13 protein-coding genes are annotated in these 12,150 nt (G+C 33.5%); 6 read left to right on the top strand and 7 right to left on the bottom strand.

All coding sequences use genetic code 11. From position 1 onward, the window contains the following. Positions 1-7: 7 nt before the first annotated feature. Genes DFR57_RS09145 through DFR57_RS09130 form a run of 4 tightly spaced genes read left to right on the top strand, consistent with a single transcriptional unit; the run spans position 8 to position 3,890 of the window. Positions 8-721, top strand: a complete 714-nt coding sequence (locus DFR57_RS09145) for a response regulator transcription factor (RefSeq protein ID WP_114352850.1) — start codon at positions 8-10, stop codon at positions 719-721. Further along, complete coding sequence (locus DFR57_RS09140; RefSeq protein WP_114352849.1) at positions 708-2,108, top strand: sensor histidine kinase; 1,401 nt, start codon at positions 708-710, stop codon at positions 2,106-2,108. The genes DFR57_RS09145 and DFR57_RS09140 overlap by 14 nt, the downstream gene beginning before the upstream one ends. 2 nt (positions 2,109-2,110) lie before the next feature. Continuing rightward, positions 2,111-2,836 (top strand): SDR family NAD(P)-dependent oxidoreductase, encoded by a 726-nt coding sequence (locus tag DFR57_RS09135; protein ID WP_114352848.1) that lies wholly within the window; start codon positions 2,111-2,113, stop codon positions 2,834-2,836. 31 nt (positions 2,837-2,867) lie between these two features. Then, a complete protein-coding gene (locus DFR57_RS09130) occupies positions 2,868-3,890 on the top strand; it encodes a TIGR00341 family protein (protein ID WP_114352847.1) in 1,023 nt (340 codons plus the stop codon). Between the two features lie 83 nt (positions 3,891-3,973). Here the strand turns inward: DFR57_RS09130 and DFR57_RS09125 are convergent, their stop codons facing one another. Next, on the bottom strand, positions 3,974-5,785 hold the full coding sequence (locus tag DFR57_RS09125) for a bifunctional diguanylate cyclase/phosphohydrolase (RefSeq protein WP_114352846.1): 1,812 nt from the start codon (positions 5,783-5,785) through the stop codon (positions 3,974-3,976). Positions 5,786-5,962: 177 nt separating this feature from the next. Beyond that, a complete protein-coding gene (locus tag DFR57_RS09120; protein ID WP_114352845.1) occupies positions 5,963-6,550 on the bottom strand; it encodes a DUF5317 domain-containing protein in 588 nt (195 codons plus the stop codon). Positions 6,551-6,871: 321 nt separating this feature from the next. Between DFR57_RS09120 and DFR57_RS09115 the strand changes: the two genes are divergently transcribed. Both DFR57_RS09115 and DFR57_RS09110 read left to right on the top strand, forming a co-directional pair. Beyond that, the gene (locus DFR57_RS09115) at positions 6,872-7,786 is read left to right on the top strand and encodes a cation diffusion facilitator family transporter (protein ID WP_114352844.1); all 915 of its coding nucleotides are present in this window, start codon (positions 6,872-6,874) and stop codon (positions 7,784-7,786) included. A gap of 21 nt (positions 7,787-7,807) precedes the next feature. After that, on the top strand, positions 7,808-8,113 hold the full coding sequence (locus tag DFR57_RS09110) for an ArsR/SmtB family transcription factor (protein ID WP_114352843.1): 306 nt from the start codon (positions 7,808-7,810) through the stop codon (positions 8,111-8,113). Between the two features lie 58 nt (positions 8,114-8,171). On the opposite strand, the gene DFR57_RS18465 is transcribed toward DFR57_RS09110, so the two are convergent. The 5 genes from DFR57_RS18465 to DFR57_RS09085 form a co-directional block, all read right to left on the bottom strand. Then, a complete protein-coding gene (locus tag DFR57_RS18465; RefSeq protein WP_245937431.1) occupies positions 8,172-8,606 on the bottom strand; it encodes a hypothetical protein in 435 nt (144 codons plus the stop codon). Between the two features lie 75 nt (positions 8,607-8,681). Continuing rightward, a complete protein-coding gene (locus DFR57_RS09100) occupies positions 8,682-8,981 on the bottom strand; it encodes a hypothetical protein (protein WP_114352842.1) in 300 nt (99 codons plus the stop codon). A gap of 47 nt (positions 8,982-9,028) precedes the next feature. Further along, positions 9,029-10,390 (bottom strand): SpoVR family protein, encoded by a 1,362-nt coding sequence (locus tag DFR57_RS09095; RefSeq protein ID WP_425450965.1) that lies wholly within the window; start codon positions 10,388-10,390, stop codon positions 9,029-9,031. A 187-nt stretch (positions 10,391-10,577) separates the two neighbouring features. Further along, positions 10,578-11,321, bottom strand: coding sequence for a methyl-accepting chemotaxis protein (locus DFR57_RS09090; protein ID WP_114352840.1), 744 nt, complete (start codon positions 11,319-11,321; stop codon positions 10,578-10,580). A gap of 50 nt (positions 11,322-11,371) precedes the next feature. After that, positions 11,372-11,878, bottom strand: a complete 507-nt coding sequence (locus DFR57_RS09085; protein ID WP_114352839.1) for a protoglobin domain-containing protein — start codon at positions 11,876-11,878, stop codon at positions 11,372-11,374. Positions 11,879-12,150 lie beyond the last annotated feature (272 nt).

Below are 12,150 nucleotides of genomic sequence, written 5' to 3'. Positions count from 1 at the left end.
TGAAAATATGACAAAAGAAACCTTATTAATAGTGGATGACGAGGAACAAATGCGTTCGATGATTAAGCTTTACTTGCAAAGTGACTTTACAATTATAGAAGCAAGTAATGGAAAAGAAGCACTTCATATGGTTTTTGAAAAAAATATCGATATCATCCTGTTAGACATTATGATGCCAGGAATGGATGGACTGACAACCTGCCAAAGAATTAAGGCAGTTTCACCCGATTTACCAATTATTTTATTAACAGCTCTAAATGAAACAAAGCAAAAAGTGGAAGGTCTATCAATAGGTGCTGATGACTATATTGTAAAACCTTTTGAGCCTGATGAATTATTAGCTCGGATACAGGTGCAACTTAGACGTCAAAACAAAGATAAGAAAAGTTTTAATTCAAATACTAAGTTAGTTTTCGAAAATTTAATTATTGATGCGGGAGCGCGTGAAGTCACCGTAGGAAAAGAAAAATTAAAATGTACACCAAAAGAATTTGATTTGCTATTTTTATTAGCATCTCATCCTAATAGGGTATATACCAGAGAACAGTTATTAGATAAGATTTGGAGTTTTGATGATGTTGTTGATATGCGAACTGTAGACTCGCACGTGCGTTATATTCGAGATAAATTCAAAAAATCTGCTCTCTCTTATCAGCCAATTCAAACCATATGGGGCGTTGGATATAAGTTTATTCCAGGTGATAATAATGAAAATAAATAGCATCGTTTTTAAGCTTGGTGCTACTATACTTTTCTTGCAATTGATTGTTTTAATTCCTTTAGGGTATATAATTTTACAGTTGATTCTAAACTACTCCTATAATGAAACCGAAGCCCAATTGCAGTTACTCGCTCAAAAATATGCGGAACAGATTGATACACTTGATAATAGGGAAAACCTATTATTACTTGAGCATGTTAATGAAATGACAGATACACGAGCGATTATATTTGATCAAAATGGTCAGTCTGTAATGGAAACAGCGGGAACCAACCAAGATTTAATCGATACCTTATCACAGCAATCTGACACTCTTTTAGAACCTGGCCATACATTTGTGGAAGAATACACCATTGAAGAAAACTCTTATATTATTGTGGGTCAACCTATATTAAACGGGGGCACTAGTATAGGAAGTGTCTATTTATTTTCTTCTCTGGATCAATTAAGTAGCTCGGTAAAATATATCATCACGTTAATCTTATTAGCTAGCTTAGGAGCTGTTTTACTAGCAATTGGATTTACTTTCTTTTTAACAAAGCGATTAGCTACCCCGCTAATTGAAATGGAAAAGGTAACTAAAAGGTTGGCAGCGAAAAAAGATTTTAACACTCAAATTAATTACACGGCAGATGATGAAATTGGATCACTTGCACGCGGAATAAATCACCTATCTGAAACATTATTGAGGTATCAAGAAAATAGAAGTCAATTCTTCGCAAATATAACCCATGAGCTTAAAACACCTTTAACTTATATTAAGGGATATGCACAGGCTATTCGCAAAAAGCTATACCAGGATGAAAAAGAGAAAGAAACCTATTTAGAAATTATTGAAAATGAAACAAATCAATTAAATAATTTATTAGATGACCTAACGGATTTATCCAAAATCGAAGAAGGTAAAATTGATTTAGAAATGAAAGATATAGATATTAAATTATTAACAGAAAAAATTATAAATAAAATTCAATTTAAAGCAGAACAAAAGGGTTTATCTATTGCTTTAAAAGCAAATGGTTCTACAGCACTTCTTTATGCTGATGAAAATCGAATGGAACAGATTTTAACCAATTTAATCGAAAATGCTATACGGTACACAGAAAAGGGGAAGATTACCGTATGCCTTAAAAATCACCTTTCAGGTTTAGAAATCTTTGTGGAAGATACAGGCATTGGAATTAAAGAAGAAGATATTCCTTTTCTCTTTGAGAGGTTCTATCGAGTGGACAAATCAAGATCTAGAAAGAGTGGCGGAACAGGTTTAGGCTTATCTATTGTGAAGGAACTAGTAGATATGCATGATGGAACAATTGAAATCATCAGTACATTAAATGAAGGAACCCAAATAAAATTATATTTTCCAAATCAAATGGAGGAGAATTAAATATGACATATCATGAAAAAGTAGTCATCGTAACCGGTGGAGCAAACGGCATTGGTGCAGCGATTGCAAAGGAATATGAGAAAGAAGGTGCAATTGTCATCATTGCAGATGTCGATCAAGAAAACGGGGAAGTAATGGCAAGTGAGTTTTCAAATATCCATTTTATTGAAGCTGATATGAAAAACCCTGAAGCTATACAAGGACTAATCGATACTACGTTAGAAAAATTCAAACATATAGATATTCTAATCAATAATGCAGGAGTATCTACCTTTAAGTCTTTTTTTGATGTTACTGTTGCAGAATGGGAGGACGTGCTAAATACAAATCTAAGAGCAGCATTCTTGTGCACACAAGCGGCTGCCAAGCATATGCAACATGCTGCTATTGTAAATATTGCTTCTACTAGAGCTTTTATGTCCGAGGCTGATACAGAAGCCTACGCAGCTAGTAAGGGTGGTATTTTCGCTTTAACACATGCGATGGCGATCACCTTACAAGAAAAAGAAATAACAGTAAATGCCATCAGTCCCGGTTGGATTGCAACTAGTGACTATAAGGATTTAAGAGACATAGATCATAAACAGCATCCCTCCAAACGTGTAGGAAAACCAGAAGATGTCGCTAGAGCTTGTTTATTTTTAACAGATCCTAACAACAACTTCATTACTGGCGAAAATATTGTGATAGACGGTGGAATGACTAGAAAAATGATTTATGAACACTAAGGCTACCTGCTAATTAGAAGGGATAAAGGCTATGGAGCTCCAATTAGTTGAAGTATATATTCCTACTCAAAAATTTGAATATACATCAGAAAAATTAGAAGAATTTGATATTTTAAAGAAATGGTCAACGAGCATTTCTGAAGAAGAGATGTTAATTAAAGTGTTGATAGATAAGCGCTACACTGAAGAAGTATTAAATTTCCTTGAAAAACAAGCTGGAGAGTCGGACGATACGAGGGCACTATTATATAATATATCTACTTACATTCCCCGTATTGAAGAAGATGAAGAGCCAGTTCAAAACGACTCGACAAAGGAAGAGGATGAGGAAGATAATCAAGCCGAAATTATTCGTGCAAGCAGACAAGAATTATACAGCGTTGTTGGAAATTCCAGCAAAGTTACCATCAATTTCACTTGGATGCTAGTTCTTTCTTCTATCGTTGCTACCGCTGGAATTGTAAAGGATAGCGCAGCAATAGTAATCGGTGCAATGGTGATTGCTCCACTTATTGGACCTTTTACCGCGATCGCCTTTTCTTCCATTTTGGGAGATTTCAAATTAATGAAAAGGTCTAGTCTAACTGCATTTTATGGGCTATCATTACCAATTTTCATTGCGATTATTTTCGGTTTTGTTTTTCCGCTCCCATATAATAGTCATGAATTTGCAGCACGTACAAATGTTGAATTAATGGATATCATTGTGGCGATAGCAGCGGGAGCAGCAGGTGCTTTATCTTTTATCAAAAGAGTGTCAGAAGCACTAGTAGGTGTGATGGTATCTGTAGCATTATTGCCACCGGCTGTAGTATTAGGAATGACTATTGGAGATAGAGCATGGAACTTTGTAGGTACCCCCTCTCTTTTACTGCTTGTGAACGTTATGGCAATTTTGTTATCCGCCATCATTGTATTTTGGGTAAGCGGGATTAAACCAACCAAATGGAATGAAATCCAAGCAGCAAATACATCCAAAGTATATTCGCTAATTTTTGTTAGTGTGGTTACAATTGCACTTGCCGTTATCATTTTTATACTTCAACTCAAGTGACATCTTTTCAAGAATAAATGCAATAATCCTTACCCACAATAAAAGCCATTGTTTTTCTATTATTAGAAAAACAATGGCTTTTTTTATACAGTTCTTAGCATAGAATCACTTAAATAGTTTTTAGAAATATAAGCAATAAATTCTTTTGCAAAATACGGATCAAATTGTGTACCTGAGCAACGACTAATTTCATCAATTGCTTCTTCAAATGTTTTGGTTTTTTGGTAAGGCCTTTCTGTTGTCATTGCATCGAAGGAATCAACGACACATAAAATACGAGCAAGCTTTGGTATTTCTTCTTCTTTCAAGCCTTTCGGATATCCAGCACCATCATATCTTTCATGATGCAGTTCTACTAGAGGCAGTATATCCTCGTATTCTGCATTCAAACTAACGATTTCTTTTCCCCACTCCACATGTTTCTGAATGAGCTTCCATTCTTGCTCCGTTAGTTTTCCTTTTTTATTAATTACCTCTCGAGGAACTTCTAGCTTACCTATATCATGAATTAGTGCACCTAACATAAGCACTTTACGTTCATACTCATCTAAATTGAGCCATTTCCCAAACTCGACTGCATATTTAAATACTCGTTTACTGTGTCGATACGTGTAAATGTCGCGAGCACGAAATAATTTTAACTGTTGTTCCATTTCTTCGAGTGGTGTATCTAAATTGACAATCTCCATTTCTTTCCCAAAAATATGTGTATTGTTCTTACCTTGAGATTTAGCATAATACATCGCTTGATCCGCATGATCTAATAAGTTTGTATAGTTTTCCATATCATCCTGCCATTCAGCAATTCCTGCTGAAAAAGAAAGACATCCATAGGGCAATACTTCTACTCCCTCAAAATAAGTATCATTCACGCTTTTTCTAAGTACATCGATAAATTTTGCTGCTCTTTCTTGCTCTGTATTTTTAAATAAAATAACAAACTCTTCCCCGCCATAGCGAGCAAGAATATAGTCTTCATCACTACTAGCATTAGCTAGTGTATCCCCGAAATGTACTAAAAGCCGATCCCCTTGAACATGACCAAAAGAATCATTGTATTTTTTAAAATCATCTAAATCAATCATTGCTAAAGTTAAATGAAGATTGTTATGCTCAGCTTCTTCAATAGCCACTTCTAATAGTTCCTTGAAGTGTCCATGATTAACGAGACCAGTTAAATGGTCACTATTTGCTTTCTTTTGAACCTTTTTATATAAATCAAAATGTTGTCTAAATATATAAGTGAGGATTACAGTGATAGCTACGAATAATGTTACTCCAAAAAATCCTGCAGACTGTATTAATAATCCGCATACAAGCGATAACAATAAGGTTGTTATGTATGTTTCTATTGTGCCGTTTAGCATATCTTTTAAAACAATATGCAATTTCACTTCGTCATGCAATCGGAAATAAATTGCTACTACTAACAAGTTACTTATAAAATAAACACTAAATGCTCCAGCGAATGCAAAAATGTCATCGATTAATATTGCACCAGTTGTTCCACCAAGACCTACGAAAGTATAATAAGTGAGGACCAGCATAAATGTATAAGAACTAAAATTAAAAAGATCCATCCACCATTTAACTTTATTATCCATAAAAATATAAATGATACTTACATAAAATAAAACGATAAGTGCAGTTTCTAAACCAAACATGAATAAGCAAGCTAAATAAATCGAGGTATCCAAGGATAAATTATTGGTAAGTGGGGGCAACTGAATCTTATAATAACAAAGGATTAGACCACTCGCTATTAAGGTATATCCGATTACCCAGTCAGATAGTGAGTCAAATACTAAGCCACCAAAAAATGAAAACATACTAATACCAACTATAGCTACAATTAAAACGTATATTATAGTACTGTATGATAGCTTTTCTTTCATAAATAAAACCCCACTTTGAATATGAAATAGGAAGAGTAAAGACTCTTCCTATTCAAATTTAGTGTCCACCAATTCTAAATCCGGAAGTTAATCCGATGATAAGTGAACCCAAAATAATTGCGTTAATTAAAACTCCTGTTGCTTTTACTCCTGTTTTTGAAGATAGGACTTTTTTCATTATAGCACACCTCCTTTAGCTGGTTCTAATGTTCTTGCGGAACTTTTTCTATTTTCCAACATTTCTTGCTGGATAAATAGGAAAATTCCTATATTCATTATTACATCCCCTATGCTTATTACTTGGTCTTTCGGGTAAGGCGATGTAATAGGAATAATGTCTCCAAGGAAAGGAAGTCTGGTTGATTCGGTTAATAACATGTGCTTTCCATATAATTCCGTCTTAAGTGCATCTATGTATAAAGGGTCTAGAACAACTGCAGCTTCTTCAGAAACTGGCATTCTGCCACCATTTAAAAACATTACGATAAAATTCAAAAAAACACCTATTAAAATAAAATTAAATCCTTTAAGTGTGCGGTTTTTCCACAAAAATATTAAACCAATAATATAGATACTCATAAATATCCACGGACTTACTTGTGCAATCCAAGCAATGTCATTTTGAAAATTAAAAATTAAAAATTGTACTACTAATAATATCGGAAAAATCCATCCCCATTTAAATAATGGTTTAGTTAAAAATTTCAAATTACCTTTTCGAAAAAAACCCACTAATATCGATATAAGAATTCCATCAAATACCATACACATTGCCCCTAAAATAGATTTCATTAAAAAAATGATGCTTTTGAACCACGTCGTTCGTTATATAATGTCATTTATTCGTTAATTATAACAAATTAACTAGATAATGGAAAGATTTTTTTGAAATTATTCAAATTTTTCGATATTATTTTACAACTTTCTTAGTAGTATCCAATATTAACAAATTATTTCCTTAAAAATTCTTCTATCAAACTATATACAATTTTAATCATTCGTTTCCAAAATTATCTTGTAATTTATAAATATTCACCTTATAATATGAATATATGTTCATATGTATTGATATTAGGAGGAATGAAAATGGGTCATTCACATGATCATGATCATGGGCATCACCATCACTCAGGTAATAAAAAAACATTATTGATAAGTTTCTTTTTGATTTTCACATTTATGATTGTAGAAGTAATAGGCGGTTTATTGACAAATAGTTTGGCCCTCCTTTCAGATGCAGGGCATATGCTCAGTGATGCGGCTGCTCTTGGACTAAGTTTATTTGCATTTCAATTAAGTGAGAAGGCAGCAAACAAACAAAAAACCTTTGGATATAAGCGTTTTGAGATTCTGGCTGCATTTATCAATGGGATCACTTTATTAGCCATTGCAATTTATATCTTTTGGGAAGCCTACCACCGATTCCAAGAGCCCCCATCTGTAAATGGAGCTATGCTTTGGATAGCGATCATCGGACTTATTATCAATCTAGTTGTCGCTTGGATTTTAATGAGCGGTGGTGATACAAAAGAGAATTTGAATATGAGAAGTGCTTTACTTCATGTTTTAGGGGACCTTTTAGGCTCTGTGGGTGCTATCATTGCAGGATTACTCATTATGTTTTTCAGTTGGAATATTGCGGATCCAATTGCAAGTGTAATCGTAGCCTTTTTAATATTAATTAGCGGTTACCGTGTATCTAAGGACTCTCTCCACATTTTAATGGAAGGTACACCGAGTAATATTGACCTCCATCAAGTAGAAGAGCAACTACGAACACTTGTGGGTGTAAAAAATGTTCACGATCTACATGTTTGGACAATTACATCTAATTTTCCAGCATTAAGCTGTCATCTAGTAGTGGAGGAAAATATCGATAGAGATCATTTATTACAAAATGCCTCCACACTTTTACATGAGAATTTTTCACTCAATCACACCACTATTCAAATGGAGGGGACAACAAGCAATATTAAAGATCATGAAAATTGTTGTAATTAACAAAGAAGCGGAGGAGTAATTATGTCAGAATCCAATTCCATATTAGATGAAGAAACACTTTTTCTTGTTTCGCAAACATTTAAAGCACTAGCCGATCCTACAAGGATTCGAATTTTACACTTATTATATCAAGAAGAGCTTTCAGTTAATGCTATTTCTCAACAATTAGAATTAAACCAATCCAACGTGTCCCATCAATTACGATTTTTGAAAAATTTGCGGCTTGTTAAATATCGTAGAGATGGCAAAACGATTTACTATTCGCCAGATGATGAACACGTTATGAAAATTTTACAGGAATCAATAGATCACGCCACCCATCATTGATTTTTCATTTGATGATTAAGCAAAAAGAGCAAATCGCGATGAGGCGATTTGCTCTTTTTCACATACAACTAAACGAATTAATGCGATTTACGTCTACACCAAAATAGATCCAGTTAAACCCAGTCCAGCGATATCCTGCCACGGATCTTCTTCCAACAAATACTGGAAAGAACCAGAATGAGTGTCCACCCCGCATCCAAATATAGGTGTATCTGTAAAGACAGCCTCTAATTGCTCCAGGGTCAACAGCCATCACACTAGCACTTTGTTGCATTTGCATAGGAATCATGTCCGGTGGTGCCTGCTGTGGCATCATTCCTTGAGGCATTTGTGGTTGATTCATAAATGCGCCACCTGATGCTGGCGGAAATCCTTGAGGTGTTTGTGGTTGATTCATAAATGGACCTCCTGATGTTGGTGGAAATCCTTGAAACTGTCGCAATTCTTCATCTTCATGTGAATAATAATTTTGATCGTTATTTTCAAAATCCATTAATCTCCCTCCTATCTTTATCAATTTATGTATAAAGATAGGTAAGGTGAATTGTCCATCACGAGACAATTATTTTTAATATCTAAAACCACAAATAGGGCAGGATTTTAGTTTTTCATCATGAGCAGATTGACAGTGAGGACAAATTTTCTGGGTTTCTTTATTATTCCTATTCTTCTCCATCAACCAAGTTTCCAATATTTGAATCATTAACTCTTGTCGCTCTAAAACACGCGCTAATGCAACAAAAAGTGTAGCAATTATTATTCCTCCAAGAAAAAAACCAAAAAACAATAGAAGGGAACCACTAAAAATTCCAAAAATGAATCCTAGTAAACTTACTAAAACTGCAAAACCATAAAGTACAGCGATCATATTATCACCTCTTGTACTTTATTCTATAGAAGAATTCATTTTTCCTGTTAGTTCACTTTGCTTTTTCTCACATTGTCCCCATCATAAGTAAAGTGATATAACCTATCCTCAACCACCGTTTCCATAACCACTTGCTTTCCCCATAGTTTATAAAAGTAAGGTAAGGTTTTTTCTAAATACGGTAGGTCCAGTTCTATACCTTCGTATTGATGCTTTAAAAATAAGGCACCAGTTTTATTATAATCACCATCTTCAACTGTTATATATGGAAATCCACCATTCATTCTCGATTGTATTAATTGTTCCCTCACTTGTTTCCACTCATTATCAACAATTGTATATTTATCATCTTTTTTCTGAAAAAGATATAAATCCTCCCTTTCTACAAAATCTTTTGTTAAATAATTGCGCAAAAACGAAATATCAGATTCTATTTCTCTAATTTCAAATAATTTCTCTCTTCCTTCTTTTTCATCCTCAAATCGATTTTCAATATCCTCAAAAAGCTTCACACCTAAATAATATGGATTAATAGAAGTTTTTGATGGCTGCACGACATTTGCATGTAATTTTGCAAATTCTAGTGATTCTTCAGCATTTAAATCCAAATCTCTTAAAATTCTCTGATGCCAAAACGTTGCCCATCCTTCATTCATTATTTTGGTTTCAAGCTGTGGCCAGAAATATAGCATTTCTTCCCTCATCATCGTTAAAATATCTCTCTGCCAATCTTCTAGTTCTGGGCTATACTCTTCTAAAAAAAGTAAGATATCTTTTTCTGAATTCTGTTTTTTTACTTTTTTAACGAGATCCTTTGTATATTTCTTTTTTGTATCTAAATTCCATAAATCATCATATTCTGATTTACCGGGAGATATCTCTTCTTCTTTAGCTAACGGTTTTAATCGATGCGAATTAGGATCAACATGTTCTTGAATAGCAAGAACAGCGTCTATAAAGGCCTCAACTTCGCTCTCCCCATGCAACTTTTCATACTCTTGAATCCTCTCTTTAGTAGCTGCCATACTTTCAACCATATTTCTATTTGTATAGGCAAACCTAGCATTATTTTTAAAAAAGTCACAATGAGCTAATACGTGCGCAATAATTAATTTATTCTGTATAAGACTATTCGAGTTTAATAAAAAGGCGTAGCAGGGGTTAGAATTAATGACCAGCTCGTAAATTTTACTAAGTCCTAAATCATATTGTATCTTCATTCGATGAAATTGTTTACCAAAGCTCCAATGGGAATACCTCGTTGGCATACCATACGCACCAAAAGTATAGATAATTTCTGGAGGACATATTTCATAACGCATGGGATAAAAATCTAAACCAAATCCCTTTGCGATTTCAGTAATATCATCAATTGCTTTTGCTAATTGTTTTTTATTATTCATTCCCAGTCACTCTCCTCATTCTGAGTTACTGTTAGTATATGAAAGCCTCATTGAATCATGATTAATGAGGCTTGGCTTAACATTTTGCGATTACGACATACACATTAAATTTTTAAGGTAGAATGGTTTAAATAAGACAGGAGAGCAATAAAAAAAGCAAAACCTCTAATAACACGTAGAGGTTTTGCTTTTTTTAACCTTTATTTACTGTCTCAATTAAATCATCAACAGAATTTGTTACCTTCCCCAAAGCTTGATTGACTTCACTCAAACTTTCAAAAAATGTATGTATTTCATTCTCCATTGCATTGCTCTGATCTTTTCTTTCATTCATTTTCAATACGATATCTTCAAAAAATTGATTTATTTCAGTCATATTATCTGCACTTTCTGTTACAGATACTTGTACTTCATCAACGTAAACAGAAACTGTCTCAACTTGCTTATTGGTTTTCTCAATTAGTCCTGTTAAGTTTGCAACAGAATCCTTTGTTTCTTCTGCTAATTTTCTTACTTCATCAGCTACTACAGCAAATCCTTTTCCATGTTCTCCAGCTCTAGCAGCTTCAATCGCAGCATTCAGTGCTAACAAATTGGTTTGGTCTGCGATTCCAGTAACCATTTCGACGATATGTTCTATTTGAGTAGAAACTTCCAGTAAACTTGATGTTTCCTGTTTAATTTGTACAACTTTATTGTCAATTTGCTTTGTTTTGGATTGCTGAACATCTAAATCAACTTTTCTCTCATTTGACAATGTTTCCACAATCGCAGATGTCTCTGTACCTTGTTTAGAATACTCAACAATTTCATCTAACTTAACCATTAAAGTTTGTATATTACTACTCGTTTGTTCAAAAATCGCAGCAAGTTCTTCTGAGGTATCACGAATTTTCTCGTGAAGCTCTACTTTTTCTTGCTCCTGCTTTTTATACATATTATCTACTTCTTGATGATAAGCATCTAATACGAGTTGCTGCTCAATATTTAATATTTTCTAGTAGCATCTATCGCTAAATAAAAATCTTCTTTACTTTCAGTGTGATTATTTATAAGTTTCATTAAGGAGAATAGCAAGTCTTGAAAAGCACACATATACCATTTAGGCTCTAAACCGATTCTAAAATGTATGTTAGCAATCTTTAAGCGTTTCTCTAAAAAGGCATCATCTATTTGCCCGTTGAACATTTCTTGAATATGTACCGTAAGTGTTTGTTTTAATCTTTCAATGGAACTATTATCTTCAATTATGTCCATAAGTGAACTTTCATGTTCTAAATTTTTATAAAATTGATTGACGATGCCTTGAATGTTATTTTCCACTAAGGGTTTTAATCGTCGTAGCTGGATCAAATCTTCCTGCTTTAAATGTACCATTTGAATTTGTTTATAAAAATCACTGGATTTGTCAATTTTCAACCTAACATCTTTACGATCTACTTCCATAGGTTTTTCTGTTATAACCGCTGACTTTTTTCTTTTTAATAATTTCAACTATTTATACCCCCAAATTACCTCATATATTTAAAGCACTCTCTTAACTTATCGGTCTAATTCGTGATAATATTTAGTATAAAATAGATCTTAATACACAAACATTTCACAAACTGATCATTGTTATTTAAAAAAAGATTAAAATAATGGGTAATTATAACTATCTTTATACCATAGAAAGAGGCTGGGACAAAACTCAGTATAAAAAATGAAAAATCGCACCATTCCAAATAATTGGAAGGTGCGATTTTTTTATTGGTTCAGCTATTTTA

The sequence above is a fragment of the Saliterribacillus persicus genome, assembly GCF_003337485.1.
Classification (GTDB): Bacteria; Bacillota; Bacilli; order Bacillales; family Amphibacillaceae; genus Saliterribacillus; species Saliterribacillus persicus.
This window is presented reverse-complemented; position numbering and strand designations above follow the sequence as displayed.

Coding starts and splice junctions, on each gene's coding strand:
- DFR57_RS09115 (WP_114352844.1), top strand. CDS start 6,872: ATGGGTCATTCACATGATCATGATCATGGGCATCACCATCACTCAGGT.
- DFR57_RS18465 (WP_245937431.1), bottom strand. CDS start 8,606: ATGGATTTTGAAAATAACGATCAAAATTATTATTCACATGAAGATGAA.
- DFR57_RS09125 (WP_114352846.1), bottom strand. CDS start 5,785: ATGAAAGAAAAGCTATCATACAGTACTATAATATACGTTTTAATTGTA.
- DFR57_RS09145 (WP_114352850.1), top strand. CDS start 8: ATGACAAAAGAAACCTTATTAATAGTGGATGACGAGGAACAAATGCGT.
- DFR57_RS09110 (WP_114352843.1), top strand. CDS start 7,808: ATGTCAGAATCCAATTCCATATTAGATGAAGAAACACTTTTTCTTGTT.
- DFR57_RS09130 (WP_114352847.1), top strand. CDS start 2,868: ATGGAGCTCCAATTAGTTGAAGTATATATTCCTACTCAAAAATTTGAA.
- DFR57_RS09100 (WP_114352842.1), bottom strand. CDS start 8,981: ATGATCGCTGTACTTTATGGTTTTGCAGTTTTAGTAAGTTTACTAGGA.
- DFR57_RS09090 (WP_114352840.1), bottom strand. CDS start 11,321: ATGTATAAAAAGCAGGAGCAAGAAAAAGTAGAGCTTCACGAGAAAATT.
- DFR57_RS09135 (WP_114352848.1), top strand. CDS start 2,111: ATGACATATCATGAAAAAGTAGTCATCGTAACCGGTGGAGCAAACGGC.
- DFR57_RS09140 (WP_114352849.1), top strand. CDS start 708: ATGAAAATAAATAGCATCGTTTTTAAGCTTGGTGCTACTATACTTTTC.
- DFR57_RS09120 (WP_114352845.1), bottom strand. CDS start 6,550: ATGGTATTTGATGGAATTCTTATATCGATATTAGTGGGTTTTTTTCGA.